The sequence below is a fragment of the Algoriphagus aquatilis genome (assembly GCF_042657405.1).
Taxonomy (GTDB): Bacteria; Bacteroidota; Bacteroidia; order Cytophagales; family Cyclobacteriaceae; genus Algoriphagus; species Algoriphagus aquatilis.
Genome location: NZ_JBHSKS010000002.1, coordinates 271,066 through 296,591 on the forward strand (window position 1 = coordinate 271,066; position 25,526 = coordinate 296,591).

Annotated in this window: 17 protein-coding genes and 1 tRNA gene; 8 read left to right on the plus strand and 10 right to left on the minus strand. The window is 43.6% G+C overall.

The window, feature by feature from the left end; all coding sequences use genetic code 11:
* The first annotated feature begins 26 nt into the window (after nucleotides 1-26).
* From ACFPIK_RS03505 to ACFPIK_RS03520, 4 genes are all read left to right on the plus strand, one after another.
* Entirely contained in the window at nucleotides 27-2,012 is a 1,986-nt protein-coding gene (locus ACFPIK_RS03505) for a DUF349 domain-containing protein (protein WP_377912264.1), read from the plus strand.
* Between the two features lie 109 nt (nucleotides 2,013-2,121).
* A tRNA-Thr gene (locus ACFPIK_RS03510) sits at nucleotides 2,122-2,194 on the plus strand.
* Nucleotides 2,195-2,558: 364 nt separating this feature from the next.
* Complete coding sequence (locus tag ACFPIK_RS03515; protein WP_377912266.1) at nucleotides 2,559-2,939, plus strand: GAF domain-containing protein; 381 nt, start codon at nucleotides 2,559-2,561, stop codon at nucleotides 2,937-2,939.
* A 21-nt stretch (nucleotides 2,940-2,960) separates the two neighbouring features.
* The gene (locus tag ACFPIK_RS03520; protein WP_377912268.1) at nucleotides 2,961-3,653 is read left to right on the plus strand and encodes a histidine kinase dimerization/phospho-acceptor domain-containing protein; all 693 of its coding nucleotides are present in this window, start codon (nucleotides 2,961-2,963) and stop codon (nucleotides 3,651-3,653) included.
* 191 nt (nucleotides 3,654-3,844) lie between these two features.
* Here the strand turns inward: ACFPIK_RS03520 and ACFPIK_RS03525 are convergent, their stop codons facing one another.
* Nucleotides 3,845-5,053, minus strand: coding sequence for a glycoside hydrolase family 18 protein (locus ACFPIK_RS03525; RefSeq protein ID WP_377912270.1), 1,209 nt, complete (start codon nucleotides 5,051-5,053; stop codon nucleotides 3,845-3,847).
* A 194-nt stretch (nucleotides 5,054-5,247) separates the two neighbouring features.
* Between ACFPIK_RS03525 and ACFPIK_RS03530 the strand changes: the two genes are divergently transcribed.
* Both ACFPIK_RS03530 and ACFPIK_RS03535 read left to right on the plus strand, forming a co-directional pair.
* On the plus strand, nucleotides 5,248-7,941 hold the full coding sequence (locus tag ACFPIK_RS03530) for a PVC-type heme-binding CxxCH protein (RefSeq protein ID WP_377912272.1): 2,694 nt from the start codon (nucleotides 5,248-5,250) through the stop codon (nucleotides 7,939-7,941).
* Nucleotides 7,942-8,117: 176 nt separating this feature from the next.
* On the plus strand, nucleotides 8,118-8,495 hold the full coding sequence (locus ACFPIK_RS03535; protein ID WP_377912274.1) for a hypothetical protein: 378 nt from the start codon (nucleotides 8,118-8,120) through the stop codon (nucleotides 8,493-8,495).
* Between the two features lie 127 nt (nucleotides 8,496-8,622).
* On the opposite strand, the gene ACFPIK_RS03540 is transcribed toward ACFPIK_RS03535, so the two are convergent.
* From ACFPIK_RS03540 to ACFPIK_RS03550, 3 genes are all read right to left on the minus strand, one after another.
* A complete protein-coding gene (locus ACFPIK_RS03540; protein ID WP_377912276.1) occupies nucleotides 8,623-9,741 on the minus strand; it encodes a Gfo/Idh/MocA family protein in 1,119 nt (372 codons plus the stop codon).
* A 321-nt stretch (nucleotides 9,742-10,062) separates the two neighbouring features.
* Nucleotides 10,063-10,923 (minus strand): sugar phosphate isomerase/epimerase family protein, encoded by an 861-nt coding sequence (locus ACFPIK_RS03545; protein ID WP_377912278.1) that lies wholly within the window; start codon nucleotides 10,921-10,923, stop codon nucleotides 10,063-10,065.
* Nucleotides 10,924-10,926: 3 nt separating this feature from the next.
* Nucleotides 10,927-14,397, minus strand: coding sequence for a PVC-type heme-binding CxxCH protein (locus ACFPIK_RS03550; protein ID WP_417281685.1), 3,471 nt, complete (start codon nucleotides 14,395-14,397; stop codon nucleotides 10,927-10,929).
* Nucleotides 14,398-14,547: 150 nt separating this feature from the next.
* On the opposite strand from ACFPIK_RS03550, the gene ACFPIK_RS03555 reads away from it, so the two are divergent.
* Nucleotides 14,548-15,432 (plus strand): AraC family transcriptional regulator, encoded by an 885-nt coding sequence (locus tag ACFPIK_RS03555; RefSeq protein ID WP_377912282.1) that lies wholly within the window; start codon nucleotides 14,548-14,550, stop codon nucleotides 15,430-15,432.
* Here ACFPIK_RS03555 and ACFPIK_RS03560 read toward each other — a convergent pair.
* From ACFPIK_RS03560 to ACFPIK_RS03580, 5 genes are all read right to left on the minus strand, one after another.
* Nucleotides 15,429-16,106 (minus strand): LytR/AlgR family response regulator transcription factor, encoded by a 678-nt coding sequence (locus tag ACFPIK_RS03560; protein WP_377912284.1) that lies wholly within the window; start codon nucleotides 16,104-16,106, stop codon nucleotides 15,429-15,431. The genes ACFPIK_RS03555 and ACFPIK_RS03560 overlap by 4 nt on opposite strands.
* Nucleotides 16,106-17,530 carry a sensor histidine kinase gene (locus tag ACFPIK_RS03565; RefSeq protein ID WP_377912286.1) on the minus strand — a complete coding sequence of 475 codons (1,425 nt, stop codon included), beginning with the start codon at nucleotides 17,528-17,530 and terminating at the stop codon, nucleotides 16,106-16,108. Before ACFPIK_RS03565 ends, ACFPIK_RS03560 begins: the two co-directional genes overlap by 1 nt.
* A 554-nt stretch (nucleotides 17,531-18,084) precedes the next feature.
* Nucleotides 18,085-19,551, minus strand: coding sequence for an SLC13 family permease (locus ACFPIK_RS03570; protein WP_377912288.1), 1,467 nt, complete (start codon nucleotides 19,549-19,551; stop codon nucleotides 18,085-18,087).
* A gap of 141 nt (nucleotides 19,552-19,692) precedes the next feature.
* Complete coding sequence (locus ACFPIK_RS03575; RefSeq protein WP_377912290.1) at nucleotides 19,693-21,720, minus strand: M13 family metallopeptidase; 2,028 nt, start codon at nucleotides 21,718-21,720, stop codon at nucleotides 19,693-19,695.
* A gap of 76 nt (nucleotides 21,721-21,796) precedes the next feature.
* The gene (locus ACFPIK_RS03580) at nucleotides 21,797-23,440 is read right to left on the minus strand and encodes a M1 family metallopeptidase (RefSeq protein ID WP_377912292.1); all 1,644 of its coding nucleotides are present in this window, start codon (nucleotides 23,438-23,440) and stop codon (nucleotides 21,797-21,799) included.
* Between the two features lie 210 nt (nucleotides 23,441-23,650).
* Here ACFPIK_RS03580 and ACFPIK_RS03585 point away from each other — a divergent pair, with 210 nt between their 5' ends.
* Nucleotides 23,651-24,058, plus strand: coding sequence for a hypothetical protein (locus ACFPIK_RS03585; RefSeq protein WP_377912294.1), 408 nt, complete (start codon nucleotides 23,651-23,653; stop codon nucleotides 24,056-24,058).
* A 197-nt stretch (nucleotides 24,059-24,255) separates the two neighbouring features.
* Here the strand turns inward: ACFPIK_RS03585 and ACFPIK_RS03590 are convergent, their stop codons facing one another.
* Nucleotides 24,256-25,257 carry a Gfo/Idh/MocA family protein gene (locus ACFPIK_RS03590; protein ID WP_377912296.1) on the minus strand — a complete coding sequence of 334 codons (1,002 nt, stop codon included), beginning with the start codon at nucleotides 25,255-25,257 and terminating at the stop codon, nucleotides 24,256-24,258.
* Nucleotides 25,258-25,526: the final 269 nt, after the last annotated feature.

Genomic DNA, 25,526 nt, shown 5'->3' on the forward strand with positions numbered 1-25,526 from the left:
TATTGCCTTGAAATAGTATCGATTTTATGACCGAGAAAAGTAACGAATTGTCCGATCAGGACAAGGTGACCCAAGCTTCTGAAAAAGAAGCAACAGGTATTGAGAATACAGCAGAAAGCGCTGAATCTTCTGTGGAACAAACAGAAACTTCAATACCTGAATCCGCAGATCAGCAAGATCCAACAGATCAGGTTTCTGAACCTGCTGCGCAAGTTGAACCCGTATCCGAAGAGGAAACTCCGACACCTGCTGAAGATTCTGCCAATGAGGCCGATGAAGCAACGGAAGAGGAAGATGATCATACTCCCGAGGATCTTTCTGGTTTGACTAAAAGCCAACTGCTTCACTTGCTGAAAGATAAGCTTCAGCATGGTGTATCTCTCAAGCTCGATAAACTTGCTCATGAAATCAAAGCTGCCTTTGATGATTTGGTAGCCAAGGATACGGAAGCTGCACTTTTGAAATTCAAATCAGAAGGCGGATCAGAAGATGATTTTCAATATCGCTACCACGAAGAAGAAAGAGAATTCAATAAGCTCTTCAATGACTTCCGTCATCAGCTCAATTCCCTAAGAAAAGAGGCTGAAAAGCAGAAGGAGCGCAACCTTCAATTGAAAACCGAACTACTCAACAAACTGAGAGATTTGGTGGATGGTGAAGAGACAACTTTGAGCATGGGTGCGATTAAGGCTATCCAGGAAGAATGGAAGTCGCTTGGTCCGGTACCTGCTGCACAAAGCAGAAACCTTTGGGCGAGCTTCAATGCCCTAATGGACCGTTTCTATGACAACAGAAGTATTTACTTTGAGCTGAAAGAACTCGACCGCAAAAAAAATCTGGAAAGCAAACTGGAGCTTTGCGAAAAGGCGGATGCGCTTAAAGAAGTAAAAGACCTCAAAGAAGCCATCAAACAGTTGAATGAACTTCATGAGGAGTTTAAGCATATCGGACCTGTGCCGAGAGACGAACAGGAAAATCTTTGGCAGCGATTCAAAGCAGCCTCCGATGCGGTTTACGACAGAAGAAAGGAATTCTTTGAAGGTCAAAAAGAAGTCTTTAAAAAGAATCTGACTGAAAAAGAAGCCCTGATCGGTCTATTGGCTCCATTTGGGGAATTTAAAGCGGACCGAATCAAAGATTGGAATACCAAAACCAAGGAAATCCTGGACATTCAAAAGGCTTGGGAAAAAATCGGTCCTGTGCCAAAAGAATCCGGGAAAGACATTAACAAAGCTTTCTGGGCTTCATTTAAGCAGTTTTTCCATCACAAAAACCTGTTCTTCAAAGAACTTGATGAAATACGGGCGACCAATCAGAAGAAAGCAGAAGAACTGATTGCCCAAGCGGAAGCTCTGATGGAAAACACCGATTGGCAAAGTACAGCTAATCAACTGGTAAAGCTGCAGCAAGAGTGGAAGAAGCTCGGTCCTACACCGGAGAAAAACCGTGATGCGCTTTACAAGAAATTTAAAGCAGCCTGTGATTCTTTCTTCGAAAACAGAAGAACATCCACCAAGCAGGCCAACAATGAATTTGATGCCAACCTCAAACTGAAGCAGGACCTGATCGCGGCCATCCATAGCGCAGCAGCAGGAGAGAGCCGCTCAGAGGAGGAATTGAGTGGATTTGTGACCGAATTCAATGAGATTGGATTTGTGCCTCGCAAAAACATAAAGGAGATTCAAAACCAGTTCAAAGAGGCTGTAGATAGCTATTTGGAAAAACTGGATCCTTCAGGCACCGGTAGGGAAGATTTCTTGTTTAGACTCAACTTAAACAAAATCCAATCAGACCCTAATGCCATTAAGACACTCAACAAAAAAGAGCATGGCATCCGCAAGCAAATCACCGATTTGGAAAACAGCATTTCCTTGTGGAAAAACAACCTTGAATTCTTTGCTGCATCCAAAACTGCAGACAAATTGAGAGATCAGTTTGATGTGAAGATTCAAAAGGCAGAAGAGGAGATCGATAAGTTGAAGAAGAAGCTTACCATCCTGAAGGAATTCTAAATTTTTCCGGCTCAAAATCTGAGAGATAGCGTTTTTTATGAAATTTCTCAGGTTTTGGGTTTGGAGTAAAAGAGAGTAAGCCTATATTTGCACCACCTAAACGGGGAACGCCTCTTTAGCTCAGCTGGTAGAGCAACTGACTTGTAATCAGTAGGTCGCTGGTTCGATCCCGGCAAGGGGCTCTGTTTTAAAACACCTAGATATTTCTAGGTGTTTTTTTTTTGCCCCATTGTAAACCCTAAACCTCTAAAATTTTTTGTTCTTATGTAAAAGAAAAAAGCATCCTGACGATTTTTACGGTGCGCTGTGATCTCCAGTGTTGATTACCTCTAGCAAGTGACTTTCCCTAATTTTTTGATCTGATCAATTGTGGGAAATAAAAGTGAGTTCAAAAGCCCCGAAACCTAGCTAGGAATTACGTAGGACCAGTTTTTTGGACACATACGGTTTACAAAAATGAACTTTTGGTTAAAGTTTAAAACCCTTTTGGTTTTCATTCTAACTATAGATTTTTTAATTTGAATTTGAAACCCGCTATAACTGAGAATGAACCGGCTAGCTGAACTCCGCTCTTTTGAAATCATGGATACCGATCCGGAGATTGAAATGCAGGAGATTGCTGAAATGGCCAAGACAATCTTCAATACACCCATTTCTGTGGTTTCGTTTATAGATGATCGCAGACAGTGGTACAAAGCCAAGATTGGAGTCAACTGGTCGGAGGTGCCTTTGGAAGATACATTTTGTCGATTTACACTCGATTCACCGGATCAAACGCTGGTGATTCTTGATCCACTATCCGACAAACGAGTACATGAAAACCCCTATTTGACCGCTGCGGATGGGATTCGTTTTTATGTGAGTGCCCCAATTGTTTCTTTTCAAGGGAATGTCCTGGGGACAGTGTGTGCTTGGGATCACCAATAGCATGAAGTCAAAGAGGCCCAATTGGAAGCGCTAAAATTATTAGCGAAGCGTGTAGCCATTTCTCTGGAAACAAGAAAACTACTAAAAGATCAACATCAAAAAATTGAGCTCTTTGGTCAAAAACTTCAAAAGCTTACCGAGCTGTCTCCAGGGGCATGGTTTAAGTTAAAAACTGAACCAGCTGCTAAGCATATCAAACTGGATTTTTTGAGTTCTGGAATATCCCGATTGATTCCGGAGGCCAATCGGGAAGAAATAATTACCAACCCATCTGTTTTCCTGCATTGGATAAGTCCAAATTTGAGGTTTTCATTTCTGCGTCAGTTTATCCATTCTGCCAAATGCAACAGCTCATTTGAAATGGATATTCCGGTGATTGTGGACGGTAAAAAGAAAATCTGGCTATGGATCAAAGCTCGACCTGATTTTGAAGACGGGGAAATCAATTTTTACGGTACCATACAGGACATCAGTCAAAAAATAGCTCATGTCAAATCTTTACGAAAATTCCTCTTTGATATTTCGCATAAGTTGCGTGCTCCCGTAGCCAAAATCAAAGGGGTAATTCATCTCTTACAAGAAGAAAATAACCCTGATTCTACCTTGGAAATGACTCCGATTCTCTATCGCAGCATGGATGAATTGGATCAGATTTTACATCAATTGAATCATGAGTATTCTGACTTGATCGATTTTGTTGAGGATGAAAACTGAACAATAAAGTCTGTAGCATCCGATTTTTTGCTGTTGTGGATTTGGAGATTGCTTTTCTCTAGCACAGAGGGAAAATATCCTGTTAGGTTACTACTTCCTTTCTAGATCAAATCCAAACCTACTTTCATCTGCCAAAAAAAAAGGAATGAGAGTTTCTCCCATTCCTTTCCCCTCAAAATTTCACTTTGGGCTTACTTTATGCCTTTTTTGGCTTCTTTATCGATCGCATCCAGCAAGCTTCCGGTCTCCTTGGTATCATTTCCCAATTCCCAAAACATGATGCCTCCCAACTGCTTGTCGATCGCATAGCGGGTTTTGAGAGCCACGGAGACGGTGTCATCATAAGAGACCAAGAGACTGTCGGCGGCTTGATACATAAAGGGAGCTTTGGCATTTTCATCCCAATACCTCACAAAACTGCTTTCAGCTTCATACTTGGATCGGATCTCGTGGTAGGCATACCAACCGATGTGAATGTCACGGCTCTTTTGATACAAACCCTGATGGGTAGGAGGGACGCCTTTCCAGACTCTGCCATAGAAGGCCGAGCCGATTACAATCTGAGCTGGCTTGACTCCACGAGCGACCAAGTAATCGACTATTTTTTCCACGGAGTGGGGTTCATGATCGGTTTTTTTCTTGGCGAGGTAGAGGCTGTCTAGGTGTGCTTGAAAGGGCGTACCTGCCAAATCCTCCTTGCTGGCACGTCCGAGCGGAGTATGGTGTCCGGTGTAGATGGACTCGCCCGATACCTGGTCGTAGGTCATTACATTCATGTAGTCCGCGTACTTCATGACTTCATCCACCTCGATAAAATCGTAATACCGCTCCCAACCGGCCGAGGCAAAGGTCAAGATCTTGGGAGAATCAAAGGTGTCCAGCATCTCTCGGAGGCCTTTCATCAGTGCGGTGAAGTTTTGGGTGTCTTCGGGTCTCGCCATGGTGCCCGCACCGGAGATTCCCGGATATTCCCAATCCATGTCCATGCCGTCGAGTTGGTACTGTTGGATAAATGCTCGGGCGCTTTCGATGAATTTGGCGCGGCTTTCGGCAGTCAAGGCCATGTCGGAGAATCCATCCGCTCCCCAGCCTCCGCAGGCAATCATCACTTTGAGGTTCGGATTTCGCTCTTTTTGCTTCACCAAAGCTTCAAGTTTGGGTCCAGAATCTTCTGGATTTCTAAACTTCATTTCCCCATCTACCACATTGGTGAAGGAAAAAATGATGTGGGTGAGCTTTTCCACGGGGATTTTTTCGGGTTGGTAATCCCTCTCCGGTACGTAATAGGCCATGACCACAGGACCCTTTGGCTGGGAAGGAGCAGGTTTTTCACAGGAGGTAAAAAGTACACCTACCCAAAGTAAAAGCAGGAATGGAAGAAGTTGAAATCTGGAAAACATAAAGATCTTGGTTGAAATTTTCAATGAATGTGAAATTACTTTTTGAAAAAAATTATAAAATAGGCAAAAAGCAAATATTTTTATCCCTGGATATCGAGTTTGTCCAAGGGTGGCACAAGAGAGTGAATAGGTTTGGAAAATAGTAAAAGGCGGTATCTTAAGAAACTGAAACAGAAGTTGCGAAACTTGATCATATGAGATTGAATTTGAAAAGAATGCTTTGCTTGAGTATCTGTGTGGCAGTCTATGCCTGTCAGGCACCTGAGCGATCCCCATTTGATGTGTCTCCTGCAGAGTCCATGGACCCTAAGCGTTTGGAGGAGCCTTTTCCTAGTGTTCCACTTCCTGAAGGGATAGACTTGGAATCTCCGATTTGGAAAGGCATTGACCTGAGTCCAAAACCACCCGTGGTGCCCGTCTCTGCCAATGAGCAGAAGAAATCCTTTGTGCTTAAGCCGGGATTTTCGATGGATCCGGTGCTTTCCGAGCCTCAGATTCGGGAACCTGCCTCCATACAGTTTGACGGAAATGGAAGAATGTACGTGCTGGAGCTCCGGACTTACATGCAGGACTTGGATGCCACCGGTGAGCTTTTACCCACCTCAAGAATTTCCCGTTGGGAAGACTTGGATGAGGATGGTGTGTATGAGACGGGGACAGTCTTTTTGGACAGTTTGGTGTTTCCTCGCTACGTGGTTCCTTTTGGCCCAAACAGCATCCTTTCGATGGAATCCAACGAGGATCATGTGTACCGATTTACCGACACGGATGGGGATGGCAAGGCAGATAAAAAAGAACTTTTTGCTTCTGGCCTGGGCAGATCCGGCAATGTGGAACATCAGACGAGTTTCCTCACTTGGGCCTTGGACAACTGGATGTACAGCACGTACAACAATAAGCGCATCCGCTGGACACCTACAGGAGTGATCCAAGAAGAAAGCGGTAATCCTTGGGGGCAGTGGGGTGTGACCCAGGATAATTACGGCACGATTTTCTTCCAAGATGGGGCAGGTGGCGTACCACAGGGCTTCCAATTTCCGATCGTCTATGGCAATTTTTCTGTCAAGGGTGCACTCAAGGAAGGATTTCGAGTTCCGTACAGCTTGGTGAAATTGGCCGATTTCCAACCCGGCATGCAGGAAGCTAAGCCTGACGGCTCCTTGGCCAATGTGACCGGAGCTGCCGGAAATGACGTCTTTCGTGGTGATCGTTTGCCCAAGGATTTGGTGGGTGATTACCTCTACGGAGAGCCTGTGGGCCGAATCGTAAGAAGAGTGGTCACCGAAAAGGTGGAAGGACTTTCCTACCTCCAAAACAAGTACATCAGCGAGGAGTCAGAGTTCATCCAATCAACAGATCCTTTGTTTAGACCGGTGGATATGGCCACCGCTCCGGATGGCACACTATACATTGTGGATATGTACCGAGGAATCATTCAGGAAGGGGAGTGGACGCAGGAGGGAAGCTACCTCCGTACCAAAATCCAGCAATACCAAATGGATGATGTGATTGGAAACGGTCGAATTTGGAGGCTTTCCTACGAGGGGATGCCTAGAAATACCGAAAAGCCTCGAATGTACGAGGAGACTTCCAAACAGCTGATTCGTCACCTCGAGCATCCCAATGGCTGGTGGAGAGACATGGCACAGCAGACCATGATCCTGAATCAAGACAAGTCGATTATTCCTGATCTGGTAGTGATGGCAAGTTCTTCCAAAAATGAACTCGCGCGCGTTCACGCCCTTTGGACCTTGGAAGGGTTAGGTGGATTGAATTCAGAATTGGTGAAAAAATTCATTTCAGATCCCAATCCCAAACTCAAGATGCAGGGATTGCGAGCGGCTGAAACCTTGTATAAGTATGGTGAAAAATCCTTGGCTGACCTTTATGCTTCAGCCGCATTGGATGCCAATCCTGAGGTGGCCATTCAGGCCTTGTTAAGTGCACGTGTACTCAAAATCGACAAGGTCGATCAACTAATCAAAGCAGTACTTCAAAAAAATTCATCACAAGGGATTCAAGTGGTGGGGACGCAACTTTTGGAAAAACTGGAAGAAGCCAAAAAAGCGGCAGAAACCAAGTTTGAAAAGGAGGAGTTGGCGCTGTTTGTAAAAGGGAAGACGATTTTTGACAGCTATTGCTCGACCTGTCATGGTCCAAAAGGCTTGGGTTCTCCGGCTGGAGAAGGCCGCCTGATCGCTCCGCCTTTCTCAGGTTCGCCGAGGATCCTTGGTCATCCGGAGTATGCTACCAAGGTAATGTTGCATGGCTTGAAGGGTGCGATTGAAAAGAAAGAGTACGAAGGGGTGATGATCTCCATGAAGACCAATACAGACGAATACATCGCCTCGGTACTTTCCTATATCCGCAATGATTTCGGCAATTCAGGTTCCTTTATCTCGCCTGAGTATGTGGCCAAAATCAGAAAGGAAACCGAGTCTAGAAAAGATGCTTATTCCTTTGAGGAATTGATCGGGGAAATCCCAAAGGCCTTGACTTTTCAGGACAATTGGAAAGCAACGGCTAGCAGCACAGCCCTTCAAGGTGTAGGATCTTCCAAAGATCCCGGTTATGCCTTTTCTTACAAAGGTTGGAAGACGGAAACTCCACAAGCACCGGGAATGTGGTTTATGGTGCAGTTGCCGAGTCCGCAAGCCATTTCAGAAGTCCAGTTTGATGCAGGCAAGGAAGGATTTCCATTGGAATACACGGTTTCCCTGAGTACAGATGGTAAAAGTTGGACCAAAGTAGCTCAAGGAAAAGGTAATCCAGGGATTAATTCATTGAGTTGGACAGGCACTGGCAAATTTATTTACCTGAAGATGGAGTCTCAAAGCAAGGGGGAACAACCTTGGTCTATGAAAAAATTGACGTTGTATTCGAGGTAATTCCCCTGAAAAATAGTCCTTAACGTCAATTATTTTCTAAAGAAAAACAGCTGATGGCTTTGAATAGCTTTCAGCTGTTTTTTTTTTAACCAGAAAAGAATTGCTCATTTCTAGTCCATCAGAAATTTGGATTTGATTTTTTCCTAAATTTTGAAACAATCTAACCCTTTCATCACATGAAAAAATTATCCAACATCTTACTCATTACCCTTTTTGCTGTAGTCGCAACGGCAGGTTTGTCAAGTTTCAAGACGCTTACACCAGAATATTTTGAAGGAAAATGGGCGGTAACCGTGAAGGACACTCCTCAGGGAACTGCTACTATTCCGATGAGATTTGAAACTAAAGAAGGAAAGACTATGGGCTACTTTATGGAAGATGCCTCTGGCACGGAAAAAGTGATGTCTTCCGTATCTATCTCCGGTGATGTCCTTACAGGCTATTTTAATATTCAAGGCTATGATGTTTACATCAGTTTGAAAAAAGTGGACGACGAAAATGCCGCTGGTTCGCTGATGGATATGTTTACCGCTGAGGCGAAGAAAGTGAAGTGATACCTCGAAAAGCTCGGTAACCATTTCTTGACAAGCTCGGTATCCTTTTCTCGACAAGCTTGGTAACTCTTCTCAGAATGATTAAGAGCAAAAAATAAGGCCTGGAGATCCTCCAGGCCTTTTGTTTTTACTTTTTGCTGAGTGTAAACTCAGGGAGGTATTTGATTTTGCCACCTTCCATAGCTGACTCATGCGCCAATATCCCCACGCAGGTGATGTTAGCTGACTGAGCTGCATCCGGGTAAGGTGCCCGACCCTCTGTCAAGGCCATCAAAAACTCGTGAACCAAGTGCGGGTGAGATCCTCCGTGGCCCGAACCTTGGATAAAGGAAAGGTGCTGATTTTCGTCCGAATCGTACACTCCTTGAGTGGTGAATGGAGCGATTTCCGCAGGAAGTAGATGCGCATAGTCAGGGATTTTCACTTTCTCAGGCACTTCGCCAGTATGGATCACGGAATCCTCATGCTCGATCAAGGTCCATTCAAATGACTTTTTGGATCCGTAGACGTCAAAGCTTTCGCGGTATTGTCTTGCGGTATTGAACAGCGATCGGGTCACCTCTGCTGCTAGATCAGAATCCTTCAACTTAATGTGGCAGGTCTCAATGGCGAAAGGCGAACCGTATTTTGGAATCAGATTTTCATCAATTCGACCTGATCCAAGGCAAGACACATATTCTGCCTGACCCTTTGGCAATGCCAAAACCGGACCTACACAGTGCGTAGCATAATGCATAGGAGGGAGTCCTTCCCAATAGCCCGGCCAACCTGCCATTTCCTGTTGATGGGAAGCACGCAGGAATTGGATTTTACCCAATTCACCTTTTTCATACATCTCCTTCACGAAGAGGAATTCACGGCTGTAGATTACCGTCTCCATCATCATGTAAGTCAAGCCTGTCTGTGCGCACAATTCCACGATTTGACGGCATTCTTCTACAGTCGTGGCCATAGGCACGGTACACGCGACGTGCTTTCCTGCTTTCAAGGCCTTGATACTTTGCTCGGCGTGATTTTGAATCGGCGTATTGATGTGTACCGCGTCGATAGTGGGATCTTTCAGCAGTTCATCGTAGTCGGTATAGACTTTTTCGATGCCAAATGCTTTTCCGATTTCTTCTGCTTTTTCTTTGTTCCGCTGGCACACGGCATACATGTTTGCCAAAGGATGTTTTTGGTAGATAGGGATAAATTCGGCACCAAAGCCTAGGCCTATGATGGCAATGTTAATTTGTTTTTGACTCATGGGTATTTAGTTTTTTAAAAAAGATGGAAGACCGAAGACGGAAGACGGAAGATACAAATTCAGAATGCTGAAGTATGAAATCCGAAATCTCCAAAAGCTGCCTTCGGAAGACCATTTCATTTTTTTGGGTTTCTTTTTGATTTAATTTTTTATTAAGTGATTAATTATTCTTGATTAGCTTTGGACTTCCTTGGTATCTTACTTTTACTCGATCTTCCGTCTCCTGTCTTCCGTCTTCTCGCTTATTTTTTATTCTGGTTCAGATTCGGACAGCCTTTATATTTTTCCATTTCTTCGGTCTCCTGTCTTCCGTCTTCTCGCTTAATCAGCGGCCCACTTCTTTAGAAACTCCAAGCCTTCCTTGGCAAAGCCATCTTGGCTAGGCACTAAGGGCTTCCAGATACAAACTGCACCCGCTAGCTCCTTTACATTAGGCGTGAAGCTTTCAATAGAGATTGTACCGGAATAGTTTATGGCTTCCAAACCTCGTTTCCAAGCCGCCCAGTTGGTTTGACCTGTTCCGGGTGTTCCTCGGTAGTTTTCAGACACCTGCACGTGGATCAATTTGTCTCCAGCCCGACGGATAGCCGCTTCGATGTCCGGTTCCTCAATATTCATGTGAAATCCGTCCAAAATCGCTTTGGCCTGAGGTTCATTGATGTCATGAATCAGCTGCATCAATTCCTCGGCCGTATTGATCAGGTCGGTTTCGAAGCGATTGAGTGTTTCGATGGCGATCTCCAATCCAAATTCACCTGCTCTTTTACTTACTTTCTGAAGGTTGGTGACGGCGCGATTCCATTCGATTTTCTTTTGCTCAGGAGATACCAATCTTGCTTTTCCTACTGCCGAATACATTGGTCCAGCCACAAATCCGGCGCTCAATTCCGACGCAATGTGAAAGCAGGCATCGAGGTAGTCAAAGCAGGTCTGGTGATAGTGAGGATCCTCATGGGTCAAGTCCCGTGTTGGTCCAAAAGCCCCGCAGATAATGGGACTAAGCCCATTATCCGCAAGTGCATTTTTTACCAGATCGATATCGATCAAGGCAGGATCTTCCACGGGAATCTCCACCGAATCGTAGCCGTAGCTTTTGATTTTTGGAAAAAGAGCGACCGTTTCTTTATTGAAAGGCGAAGTCCACAGCCAAGTACTGACTGCAAATTTTACGTCTAAAGCCATGTATTACTGCACGATCATGATCCCGTTCATAATTCTCCAGTGGCCTGGCACGGTACACACAAATGGGTATTCGCCCGGCTCAGTAGGTGCTACGAACACCAGTGATTCGCGTCCTTCCGGATCTACCAGTCGGGTGGCTGAGATTACTTGAGGGATCTTAGGCACAAAGTTCATTTCAGCACCTTTCGGATCACGAGCTAATTCGTCCGCTGCCTTTCCAATGGTTTCCATGGCACCTTTTTGACCTACGACCAAGTTGTGCTGCATGAAGTCAGGGTTTTCGAAGTCAATGGTAACCTGTGAACCTGCTTTTACGGTGAAGGAAGCCTTGTCAAACTTCATTTCATGAGGTATCACACTCAATTTGACAAAAGAGGTTCCATTTGCTTTGGCAGCATCAGCCAGGCTGGCCTCAGCCTCTAGGGAAGTACCAGGTTTCTTGAGTGAAAGGGTAGACTTGTTGCTCAAGCGACCACCAAACCACCACGTTCCTTCGTATTTGCCGACTACATTTTTGCTGTCATTTCTACCCACTCTTACACTTCTAGGCGAAAGTTCCTTAGGGAACAATCCTTTGGTTTTTCCTTTTCCGATTTCCTCACCGTTGATTTTGAGGCTCATGCTGCCGTCTGCAGTGAGTGTGGCATCGATGGTAAACTGCTCCTCAGGAAGAGCTTTTTTGGAACTCAAGATGGTCAGTTTTTCATCTTGTGCTACTGCAAAGTGAAGGGCATCTTGATAGATGTACAAGCTGTAGCCATTGGTATTATTTCCTTGAGCCACAAGCACCCCTTCCAATGGATTTTCAGCTTTAGAAATCATCATTCGGATCGCGATTTCTTTACCAGCCACGTCAGGTGGGAATAGGATGCTGTTTCGCTGATCCAACGGATATTGCTCCGCTACCAAACTTCTGCTGATTCGGTCTGACAGCGAAAGCTCAGTGTCACCACCTGCCTGAAGTGCTTTGGTATTGTCACGCTTGGCAAACTCAGTCGGATGGGAAAGAACAGCGGCAAACACCGCTTGAGGCAAGTAGGCATCTTTTCCGTTTTCCTCATTCTTAGCAGCTTCCAACAATGCCTTTGCAGCTTGCTCGGAGAATGGCATGTCAGATATGGCAAGGAAGGCATATTTACGTGTATGTAAATCCGGGTCATTGATGACTCCAGAAGCCAAAATTGCGCTAAGAGAAGCTTCAGATTTTGGAAGTACGCGGAGAGCGTTTTTGCGGACTGCGGCAGACGGATGAGAAAGTGCTTTTTCCACGGCTGCATTTGCATCGGCATTTTCTCCGGTCAATTCTCCCAAGCCATGAAGGGTCCAAAGTGCGTTGATGGCTGGACCGTTCAGACCCACTTTGTCCACTTTAGGATCTGCAATGATTTTGTATAGATCTGCCAATATTGACTTGTCTTGCTTTTCAACGATCAATCGCTGAGCAGTCAATCTCCAGAACATGTTATCACTTTGCAATGCCTCGATAAGTTCGTCACCGTCGGCATCTTTCAAGTCAAATGTTTCGGAATCTTCACCACCCTTGTATTTGATTCGATAAATACGGCCATGCTTGCTGTCACGAAGTGGGTTGATGTAGGCATTGCCCGCACCGTTTTCAAATCCTCTTGGGGTTGGGTTGTGCTGGATGATGAAGTTGTACCAATCTGCTACCCAAAGTGCTCCATCGGGACCTACTTCGGCATGAACAGGAGAGAACCATTCATCGGAACTCGCCAAAATGTTGAATCCGTTTTTCTCTTTGAAACCTGAACCATCCGGGTTGATGATGGCATTATGAAGCACGCGGCCAGTTGGTTCGGCTACGAAGGCTATTCGGTTCCAATATTTCTCAGGGAAACTTCTCGCGGTGTAGAAGTTGTGTCCTGCGGCTGCAGTGTAGCTTCCATGCCAATCTACCTGTCTCAAGAATGGAGTCAAATGTGGCATGTCGTAGTGACTGTCGATGCCATGGACCGTATTGGCAGAACCTTGGAAAATCGGACGCTTCAGGTAATTGTTAGCCATAGAGAAATACACGCTGTGCTGTCCGTTGGCTGTAGAAATGAAGGTTTCGAAATCTTCGGTGAAACCTAGACCCCAGGTATTGTTGGAGGTGTTGCCTAGGTATTGGAGGTTTTCTCCAGTCGGATCAAAGCGATAAACACCTTGTCCGAAAGAGTGACGACGTCCGCTTACTTCTCCATTGAAACCGGAGTAGCCTAGCACACCCCAGATTTTGTTATCAAAGCCATATTTCAGGTTTGAAGGACCAGCATGCGTATCGCTTTTGCCCCATCCAGTCAAAATGACTTCTCTTACGTCAGCGACATCGTCTCCGTCAGTATCTTTTAAGAAGACAAAATCAGGAGCCATGGAAATCAAAATACCTCCATTGACTGCCATGATTGAAGTAGGGATATTCAGGTTGTCTGCGAAAACTGTTGCTTTATCTGCTTTTCCATCGCCATCGGTATCTTCCAAGATTTTGATTTTGTCATTTCCTCCTTCCGTGCGTACCTCGTTAGGATAATCCACTGTTTCGATGACAAAGAGGCGACCACGCTCATCCCATGCAAAAGCCATCGGGTTGATGATCATCGGTTCGCTGGCAAATAGCTCCATTTCAAACTCAATAGGAAGCTGAACCAGTTTCATACTTTCTTCTGGTGAAAGCGGAAGCTGAAATCGAGGTGCCGGATCCTTCTTTTCGTAGTTTGGAATCTCAGCATCCTGGAATTGTGGGGTTGGGATCTGATAGGCTGCAAGCAGTTCATTTACTTTATCGCCTACAGCCCAAAGAATCCCGTTGGCGATCAATTCCTGAAACTCAGGTTGCTTCCAAGTCTCTTCATTGTGGCCATAAGCTGTATAAAATACTCTACCATCACCCTCTTCCAAAGTCCAGGTATAGGGCTCCTGATCGCGCTGCATCAAGACATGCATGGCAGGATTGAGTTGTGAATGGACATAGGTTTCATCCCAAGTTTCAAACTCAGAAATACCCTGCATGATAGGGTGTGCAGCGTCTACGATTTTGGCGGTGAACTTACCGTCGCCGTGGGATTTGAACTGACCGCCTACTGTTTTCACATACCAATCTGAATTTCGGAAGCACCAAGAGGCACTGTGAACCGGGATCAGGGCTTTGCCACTTTGGACATAATCCTTCAAAGCAGCTTCTTGACTGGCGCTGATAGAATCATGATTGGCATAAATCATCAGACCGTCGTAATTGTAAAGTACCTCCTCATTAAGATCATTTAGATCTGTGGTGTAGGTAAGGTTGATGCCTTTTTGGAAAAGGGGAGTTCCAAGGTGTAGCATCAATTTTTCCGAATTATGGTGTTCGCTTTCATGGCCGAGAACAAGGATTTCCACTCTTCTTGGTTCGGTCATGGAAAGGAATTGATTTTTTCTTCCACAGGAAGAAAAAAAGAGCACCATACTCAAGATCAAGAGACTGAGAGGTCTCAAATTCATGTTTTGGTTCATACTTTGGGTTATAATTTTTTTTGAAGATAATATTCTGGATTTAGCTCATGAATTCCTTACTGTTTTTCCTTGATTTATGACTGTTTTTTACCAAAATTAAGGGGGATTAGCAGTCAAAACGGTAATAATACAGTGAAAAATCCAGTACAAAAATCTCGAATACCAGAAGGCAAAGCCTTTGTTATCAAAGAGTTAATTGCTCCATACTTTGATGTCAACTGGCATTTTCACTCTGAATACCAATTATTTGTCGTGCTCAAAGGCAAAGGAACAAGGTTTATTGGTGACCATACCAAGAGCTTTAGAGAAGGGGACATGGTGCTGACCGGACCCAATTTGCCCCACTTATGGAAAAATGACAAAGCCTATCATGAGCCGGAAAACAAATTGGAAACCCATGGTGTGGTGATCTATTTTCCGGATAACTTTTTGAATGAGTCTGTATTTCAGTTGGATGAGTTTGAAGGAATTTCGAGGATGCTCAAGTTATCTGAAAGAGGCATCGAAGTGACCGGTGAGACCAATATCCAAGTGAAGAGAATGATGCTGGAGCTGCTCCATCTCAAAGGCACGAAGAGTATTTTGCACTTGCTCAAACTGTTGGATTTGTTGGTGGATTCGAAGGATTGTAAACTCATCGCCGATGCGGGATACATCAATACCAACAAAGAATCAGAAAAAGACCGAATGGGGCAGGTGTACGAATATGTGATGCAGAATTTTCAGTCAAAAGTGAGTTTGGAAGAAGCTGCTCAACTTTCCAATCTTTCGGTTTCTGCTTTCAGTAGGTATTTTAAATCACGAGTGAATAAATCCTTTTCTGATTTTTTGACCGAAGTTAGAATTGCCCATGCTTGCAAGCTTTTGCATGAAAGCGACCTGAACATCAGCGAAATTTCCTATGAATGTGGATTTTTTACCCTCTCCAATTTCAACAAACTATTCAGAGAACGGATGAAAAAGACTCCAATGGAATACAGAAGGGAATTTAAATCTTCATTTTACCCTAGAAACTAGCCATGGAGCTTTATTTTCACCTGGTCCAGAAAGGAGGAACTCACGGGCACAGTGAAACTTTTAGCCCAGACCTGGTGACGCTCCACTTTGGTGATTAGGTTTTGATTCACCAAAAAAGAACGGTGGGTTCTCAAGAAGTAGGATGGGAGTAATTTTTCAGTTTCAGCAAGGGTCATCCTGCTTTGGATTTTTTGAGCAGATAGTTGAAAAGTCACATAATTTCCTTGTGCCTCACAGTAAAGTAAGTCCGAAAAATCCACCCGGACCTGTCCATCTGAAGTTTTAACAAAAAGAAATGCAGGCTCATTTTTTGGCCTGAGGTCAATCCATTCTTGAGCCTTTTGGCAGGATTTGAGAAAGCGACTGAGGTTAAAAGGCTTCAATAAATAATCCAAGGCATCCAACTCAAAACCTTTGACCGCGTAGTCCGAATAGGCAGTCGTGAATACCACCAAGGTTTCTTTGGGTACCAATGCTGCAAGGTCAATACCTGAGATATCAGGCATATTGATATCCAGAAAAAGCAGATCAACCGACTGGTTTTTTAAATATTCCAAGCCAAGAATAGCATCGGTAAATACAGCCTCAAGCTTGAGAAAAGGTACCTTGGAGGCATGAGATTTAATCACCTCCAAGGCAAAAGATTCATCATCAATGGCGATAGCCTTAATCATTAGGAATGAATTTGAACTGAAAGATGAACAAAGAAATCAGTGTCGTTGGAAACAATGCTCAATTGATGCTTTTCCGGATAGAGAATTTCCAGACGTTTTTTGACATTGTCCAGACCGATGCCGGATTCTTCGCGGGATTTCTCATTTTGAGGCTTTTCAGGATGCACACTATTGACCAAGTCTAAATGTACCGAACCGGCCATGCAGCGGAGATTGAGACGTATCCAGGATTTTTCTTTGGCTGAAATGCCATGCTTGAAGGCATTTTCTACAAAGGGAATGATCAGCATCGGAGCGATTTCTCCCTGACATTGTGCATCGTTCAGCTGAATGTCCAGTTCGAGATTTGACTGAGATCCAAATCGCAAGAGCTGCAGGTCAAGGTAGTTTTTGAGGTAGTCAATTTCCCGGGAAAGAGGGATGGAGGGAAGCTGATTTTCATGAAGCATAAAGCGCATCATGTCGCCGAGCTTTTGGATTCCGTCAGATGTTTTTTCTGCATTTTCGATCAAAGCACTGGCATAAAGGGTATTCAGGGCGTTGAATAGAAAGTGTGGGTTGATCTGAGATCGCAGAAAGTCAAAGCTGGCATTTCCCTGATCAACTTGGGTAGAAAGGGTAGATATTCTTCCAATGAAGGAATCATATTTTCTAAAAAGTAAGGATGTCAGCGGAAAAAAGATCAATTGGATAAAGGCATTAACACCTAAGCCTCCGATGACGAAGATTTCTTCTTGATCTTCATTGGCGGCAATGATTCCAAACAAAATGAATAATACAGCCACTAGGCCCCAATTGTACCATCGGGACTGTTTGACTTTGCCTTGTTTCCTTTTGCCATACACCAAAAAGAAATTGTAGAAGCTGGCAATCAAAATCACAGGAATAAAAATCCCGAAAATAATGGAAGGTCCTTCACTGCTGACAGGATTGATTTGGATCAGAAAAAAGAAGGTAAACAGATAGGTGAAAATCAGGCGGGTGATATTGTACGCTTGGAAATCACGAAGTTTCGGTGGGGTGAGTGCTTGTGTGAGGAGATTGGAAGCAATGAGATAGCAGGCGTAAAGGACAATGATTCCAAGGTAGAACGTGGGAAAAGGAGCTGAAGTCAACTGAGCCTGATAGCCGAAAATGGCTGACACAGCAAATGCAACCAATCCAGTGAGGATGATTTTGAGGATGTTTTTCCATTTTTTTGGTTCGGTTTGGTAGCTGGGAATCAGGACCATGTGGACCAAATGGAAAGCTGAATATAGAACAGCAAGGATAAGAAGCCGGCTGGCGAATTTGAAAATTTCAAAACCAGAATCTTCAGAAAAACGAGGGCTGTAGCCAAAGAGAATAAATAGGAAAGCGATCAGGGTGGCACTGGTGACGATCCACCATTCGATTTGTCGGAAATCAAGACTTTTGGATTTCATGTGAGGAAGATAGAAATGATTTTTTAGAGAGTAAGAGTTGGTTTAACAATACCTTATCCATGAAGGGAATGAAAAAGGTGGTAAATGACGGCCAATAGGATGAGCAGGAAATAGGCCTTTTTCTGTTTTTGATTTCGCGCTAGTTCGGCATCCATAGAAGAACTATTCTTTTTTGGGAAAATAGCCAAGCAGAAACTTTGGGCGACTGGTAATTCATAAATGAGTTGGTTTAGCTTTCAGGTTGAAATTTTCAACAAGCTTAACCCAAGCTGCAGAAGCAGTCAAAAAAGTGTGACGAAAGAGGGGGTTTTTGGGGTGGAAATGGTTTTGGTCTACGGATTTTAGACCAAATACAAGAATTCAAAATTCGTCATCAAGCACTATATGTTGCATGTATTTTGAAAATCGAAGAATGATGGATGTCATTGCGGAATTAAGCTTGAATACCGAACACTGAATGAAGAATATCGAACACCGAACTGAAAATGCCGATTGAAGAACATCGAACGGCGAATAACGAATTGGTGAATATACACCTCGGATCTTGCTCAAACTCAAAACGGATAAGCCTCCAATTCAATACCCCAAAGCCATGGAAGGATGTAATAAATCATCAACGTAATGATGAGGATGGAAAGGATATTTAACCAAAGCCCCGCCTTTACCATGTCTTTCATCTGCAAATAGCCAGATCCAAACACCACGGCATTGGGCGGAGTAGCCACAGGAAGCATAAAAGCACAGCTTGCTGCTAAAGTCGCTCCCACCATTAGACCAAAAGGATGTAAATCCAACTTGATTGCCACTGAGGCCAGAATAGGCAAAAGCATCGATGCAGTTGCCACATTGGAGGTGACTTCTGTTAGAAAATTGACAGAGCTGATTATTATCAGAAGCAAAACAAAAAATCCTACTCCTTCGATCAGAGTAAACTTTTGGCCAATCCATTCTGCTAAACCAGTTTCTTTGAAACCTTCGGCCAATGCCAAACCACCACCAAATAGAATTAAAACACCCCAAGGAATCTTTTCTGCGGTTTTCCAGTCTAAAATCCGTTCGCCGGATCGAGAGGAGGGGAGAAGCAGTAGTAAAACCACCCCAATCAATACGATGATAGTATCGTCAATTCCAGGAATAAGCTTTGCCAAAAAGAAACTTCGGGTAATCCAAGAGAAACATACCAGCCCAAATACTGCAAGTACAATTTTTTCTTCAAAGGTTATTTTTCCTAAAGCTTTAAGCTGTTGATTTACAACTGATTTTGCGTCTCCTAAGCGAAAGTTTTTAGGCAGAGGATTGCCAAAAGACACCAAATAATACCAACAAATCCCTAATAGAATCAAAGAAAATGGGAGCCCAAAAAGCATCCACTCATCAAAAGCAATGCTGTAATCATACATTTCTTTGACTACTGCAGAAAGTATGGCATTGGTGGGTGTACCGATTAAGGTGGCCATCCCACCAATGGAGGCCGCATAAGCGATCCCCAACATGATGTTTTTGCCGAGATGGGACGCTAATGATTCATTGGAATTCCCAAGTTGCTCCTTAAACTGCCCAACCACTGCCAAACCAATAGGAAGCATCATCAACGCCGTGGCTGAATTGGAAATCCACATGGAAAGAAAACCAGTGGCGAGAATAAATCCCAAAACAATCCTCCTCAGGTCAGTTCCTAATAAATTTATTATGTTAAGTGCAATTCGTTTGTGCAGATTCCATTTTTCGATGCCCGTAGCCAAAAGAAATCCTCCCATGTACAGGAGAACCGTAGGATGCATGTAGTTGGCTGAAACTGCATCAATTTTCAATAATCCCAATAAGGGCATCAGAATAAGGGGAAGTATCGCTGTGCCTGCAATAGGCATAGCTTCGGTGATCCACCAGATAGCCATCCATAAAGTCATAGCCAACATAGCTTGCGCTTGCGGATTTAGATCAGGTGAAGAAAATGAAAATTGGATGATTAGGAAGGAAGCAGGACCTAAATAAAGACCTAGGCGAGGTAGCCATTGATTCATGACGGGTGAAAGTCGAAGGTTAAGTTGGGTTTTGGAAATACTCAGTTAGGCTAAGGAAATAGAAGATATGGATGATTTTATTTAATTTAACATAATATAAATTATACAACAAATAAAGCAGAGACAAAGGAGGAATTCATCCTACCAAATCTTAATTCTTTCCTCCGGAGCCTTGTAGTTTTTATCCCCGGGCTTTATTCCGTAGGCAGCATAGAATGGATCAAAGTTCATTAATGGCCCATTGACTCGCCACATAGCTGGAGAATGGGAATTGGTATTGACATAGGTGCGCATATACTCGTCCCGAACTTTCACTCTCCAGATTCTGGCGATTGAATAGCTAAAGCGCTGATCTGGAGTGAACCCATCAATCTTAGTGGTGTCTTGACCTTGCTTGGTCAATTTGAAAGCATCGTAAGCGATGTAGATTCCTCCATTGTCTGCGGTGTTTTCACCAATGGTCATCGCACCTTTGATAGGTACCGAATCCAGCACGGTAAATGAATCATACCGATCGATCAGCAATTGAGTTTTTGCTTTAAACTTTTCATAATCAGCTTTCGTCCACCAGTTTTTCAAGTTGCCATCCTTATCAAATTGAGCTCCCTGATCATCAAATGCATGGGTTAATTCGTGGCCGATGACCATTCCGATTCCTCCATAGTTGATGGCATCGTCTGCATTTTGATCGAAATAAGGGTATTGAAGAATTCCTGCCGGAAAGACGATTTCATTAAGCGATGGATTGTAATAAGCGGTCACTGTACTCGGTGTAGTCCCCCACTCTGTTTTATCCGGCGCCTTACCTAATTTCTTAAACTGATATTCTGCCTCATTTTTGCGAAGTGCCAAGACATTTTCGAAATAGGCTTCACGGTTGATTTCCACTGGATATTCACGCCATTTGTCAGGATAACCGATTTTTTTGGTGATGGCATACAGCTTTTCTTTTGCTTGGGTTTTCGTACTGTCACTCATCCAATCGAGCTGGTTGATCCGTTGCTCAAAGGCTTTTTGCAGGTTATTGACCAAGTCCAGCACGCGCTGTTTGGCGGCTTCATTGAAATATCTTTTTACATAAAGTTGTCCCAAGTCAAAGCCTAAATTCTGATCCACTTGCTGCACCATTTGTTGAGCTCGGGTTAATTGTTTGGATTGGCCTGAAACCACCTTGTTGTACTCAAAAGCAGCTTTTCTAAAAGGTGTACTCAGGTAATTGGCATTGGCAACCAGGGTTTGAGCTTTGAGGTAAGTCTTCCAATCTTCCAGAGCTTTTGTTTGAAGCAAAACATTGAGCTTGTCATAGTAAGCGGGCTGACGGATATCCAGGGAATCTGCTTTCAGACCTAAGTTGTCAAAAATGGATTTCCAGGAGATTTGCGAATGTTTTTTATCCAAATCAGCCACTGCTACTTTGTGGTAGTTTTCTTTCACAACTCTCCGTTCGATTCGGGTTTTGTGAGATTCTGCCAGTTGCTTTTCTAAGGCATAGACAGTTTGTGCAGCAGTTTGAGCCTTGGCTTCGTTTTCACCTGTCATCATCAGCAAGTCTGCCAGATACTTTTGATAGGCTTTTTGGATTCCCAAGGTGGACGAATCAGTCTTGAAATAGTAATCTCGATCAGGCAGGCCTAGACCGGATTGGCTCAAATGGATGATATTGATGGTACTGTTTTGATCATCTGGTGAAATACGCAATCCGATTAGCGATTGATTGTTAAACTTCAGTTCCGAAACCAGAAAATCCTCCATTTCCTTCAGATTGCTGATTTTATCGATTTGAGCCAAAATGGGTTGAATCGGCTTTACCCCGCGTGCATCGATGTCTGAAGTATCCATCCCTGAGGCATAAAAATCCCCAACTTTTTGTTCGATGCTTCCTTTAGGATGAGTTGTAGATGATACCTCATCCAAGATTGTTTCCAGGAGTTTACGTTGGGGAATGTTCAAATAAGAATAGGAACCTACACCTACTTGGTCTTCATCAATTTGTACCGAATTGTACCATTTGCCATTGACATGCATGAAAAAATTGTCTCCAGGGCTTATGGTAGAATCGAGCCCTTCCAAGTCCACAAATTGTCTTATTTCAGAATCATTTGGCTGAGGAGTATTAGACGTACAGGCTGTTGCAAAGGCAAGCAACGCAAAGAGGATTTTCTGCTTCATGGGTGATTGGATTTGACAAGAAATTAAAATAAAAAAAGGATGAGCTGTTTGCCCATCCATATAATTGTGATCAGGTTTAACGCATTTGACTTAAACCCACATAGTAATCCGGATCGACTTTTACCTCGGATTTAATTTTTACTTTTAGTTCTGACCAAGTGGTTTTAGGCTGAATTCTGATCTTTTCTCCAGCGATTTCCACGTCCACCGGCATGGTGAATGATGATAAGCAGGATATCCAACGGTAATTAAGTGTTTGATTATCTGAATAATAATATTCCAAAACCGGAACTCGCTCGTCTCTTAAATATTGGTCAAAGATTGGCTTTAAATCAGTCCCAAAAGCCTGAGAAATAAAGCTTTCCACCTGCTTTGTGGTCACGGTTTGATGATAAAATTCCCGATTCAAACCTCTGAGAATTTGTCTCCATTTCTCATCATCATTCAGAATTTCTCGGAGCATGTTGAGCAAATTTCCTCCTTTGTAGTACATATCTCCCGAACCTCGCTGATTCACTCCATAGGTGCCGATAATCGGACGATCATTGGCGATGTTCATTCGTGTGCCTCTGACATACTCCTGACCGGCTTCTTTTCCATAGTGGTAATCCAAAAAGAGGCTTTCAGAATAGTTGGTAAAGCTCTCATGAATCCACATATCGGCCACATCTTTATAGGTGATGTTATTAGCAAACCATTCATGTCCAGCCTCATGGATGATGATAAAGTCAAACTTTAAACCCCAGCCTGTGCCGCTCAGATCCCTGCCCCGATAGCCCATTTGGTAACCGTTGCCATAGGTCACAGAGCTCTGGTGCTCCATGCCTAGATAGGGCGCATCCACGAGCTTAAAGCCGTCTTCATAAAATGGATAGGGACCAAACCAATGCTCGAATGCCTTCATCATGCGTCCTGCATCCTGAAAATGAACTTTTGCCTTCTCCAGATTTTCTCTTAGGACAAAATAATCCATATCCAAAGTGCCTTTTTCTCCGGCGTACTTTTCTCCAAAATGAACGTAATCACCGATGTTGATATTCACTCCGTAATCATTGATCGGATTGACTACTGACCAATGGAAGGTGTCAGTATTTTGCCCCATATCAATGCCGACCAAACGTCCATTCGAAATATCCATCAAGCCCTTTGGCACGGTGACACTAATCATCAGGCTGTCCACCTCATCCGCCGGATGGTCTTTGAGAGGCCACCAGATGCTGGAACCGATTCCCTGATTGGAGGAGGCAATGAAAGGTTTTCCGTTGCTGTCTTTGGTCCAGGTAATTCCTCCATCCCAAGGCGGTCGGATGGCTTCTTTAGGTTGACCTTCGTACGATACAAGCAATTCTTCCAAGGTTCCAGGAACCTGTTTTTTCTTTAGCGTAACAAAGTGGGCCGCTCCTTCCCTTTTAAAATCCAGCTTCTCTCCTGCTTGAACTATCGATGTGATTTTCAATGGTTCTTGCAAGTCAAGCTGTAAAACCTGATGTTCAGATAGTACTCGATATCTTATTGTATTTGAACCTTTTATGGATTTGGTTTCAGGAAAGATTTCCACTGCCAAATGGTAGTAGTTCAGATCCCACCAAGCGCGTTCGGGTGTGATGCTTCCCCGGAGCGTATCCGCTCGGGTGATGCTTTGCTGGCCAATTCCAGCTAGGTGAGTTGAGAAAAAAAGGAGGCTGAATCCAATCAGTATTTTCACATTCAGTTTTGACATATTCTATAAAATTTCACTAAGAAAGTGACTTTTATCTAACATCTCAATACTAAAAACCAAAGACGTAGCTAATGTCCAAATCCATCCAATTTAATGTTGATTTCTGTTTCCAATTTGTGATTTGAATAAGGCTACGATCTTTGTCTTTGATATCTGGATTGTAGCGTGCTGTAATGAAATAACGTATTTTGAAAAAACACCCTTAGAAATATGCGGCCATTGATCATATCCTTCATTATTGCTTTACTTTTTTCCAGTTGCAATGTAGAAGATGGGCAATTAGAAAACAGGTTTGAGGAAGGTACTTACAGCGGTAAGTTCATCAGAAATTGGCCTTCGGGCCAAAGAAATACAGCGACCATCACCATGACTTTTGAGGATAATAAATGGAGTGGCTCTAGCAACATTCCGAAGTTTCCTGCCCTATGCCGAGGCACCTATTCTATCACTGGTAATAAAATCACTTTTCAGAATGAATGCCCATGGACCGCTGAATTTGATTGGAGCCTCATTCTTTTAGGTGAATTTACCTTAGAGAAAAGCGGTAAAGAATTGGAGTTCTCAAATTATAACCGTTCCGCTACTTTCACTGATCATTATAAGCTGATTAAAGAATAAGAACTACCTATATAAAACTCTTTGCCAACTCAACAATTCTTGAAAAGAATAACATTAACTCTTGAATAGCCTAAGTCTCTATTTAAGATTAGTATTAATGGATTCAAATGGTATTAAATACTGTAAGCGAGCACACAATCAAATGTAAAACAGAAGGTCGAAGTAGGTTAAATCCTACTGGTTTTTGATCTTCATCATTACATTGGAACTTCCAAATTTACTTTTGCCCCTCCCCGTCTTTTGCTTTCATCCGCCGCTTCCATAAAGGCATAGATTTCAAGTGTTTCTCTGGAATCGATGGGTGATTTTTTGGTACGGAAAAACTCTGCAATCTGAACTACCAAAGGTTCATACCCTTCAAAGGGTCCAAAAAACAGATTTCCATCGGTCCCAAAGGCCGTTCCTCCATAATCGTGTTTTCCGGATAGCATGCCCCGAAAGGTTCCAATCCGACCGTCTTTCCAAGTTCCCACTACGACTTCAGCATCCGGAGTCGAAAAGCGTGTCACTGATTCACAACCCGGTCCCATCGCTGTAAACAGGATTTCCACCCCATGAATCCCGTACCAAAACAGATCTGGATGACTGGGTTCGAGTGTCGCAGGGCTGAATGCATCACAGGCCAAAACTTTTCCGACTTTGTTTTCATGGCGGACGGCATGCACGTTTTTTTGGTAACGCAATGAGGAACAGGAAAACATCGGAACGCCCGCTGCTTCCGCTTCTTGGTAGATTTTTACGGCATCTGCAAAAGAAACCGCAACCGGCTTGTCGATAAATACAGGCTTTTTAGCCTTAAATACGGCTCTTGCCTGTTCCAAGTGAGGTTTGCCGTCATTGGTCTCCAGAAGCACCACATCTACTTTTTGAAGTAAAGCTTCGATGGAATCCACGATTTCCACACCTTGTTCTTTCACTTGATCGATGTAACCCGGAATTCGGTCCATACTGGATTTGATATCGCGGCTGCCGTAAGGATAGGCGGCTACGACGCGAAATCCCGCTAGTTCAGGCTTGGGATTCTCGGCATTAAAAAGCTTGGTAAAGGCTGGAGCATGTGAGGTGTCCAAACCAATGATTCCGATTTTAATTGGATTTATTTGGGTATTTCCAAGGAGGGAAAAAGGCAAGGAGCTTAAGCTTGCTGCAGCACTGAGAGCGGTGGTTTTCTTTATAAATGATCGACGGGATGGATTCATATAGTCTTGATGCAATGGGTTTTATAATGTTTTTTCAATTAATGGTTTTAATACAGATCGTGCCTATGGCACTCTTGGCGAAATCCTTTTCACAATATTCCCAGAATTGAATTCTGGGCTATTATAGAACGCGCTTTCAGCGCTTTTCCTTGATTTCAAGTTAGACACATGCCCTGAAGGGGCATCTTGTACAAGCCCCAAATTCAATTTGGGGCATTAAATTCAATCCGATTCAAAGAGCACCAAAGGTGCGATCTGTATTTAATCGT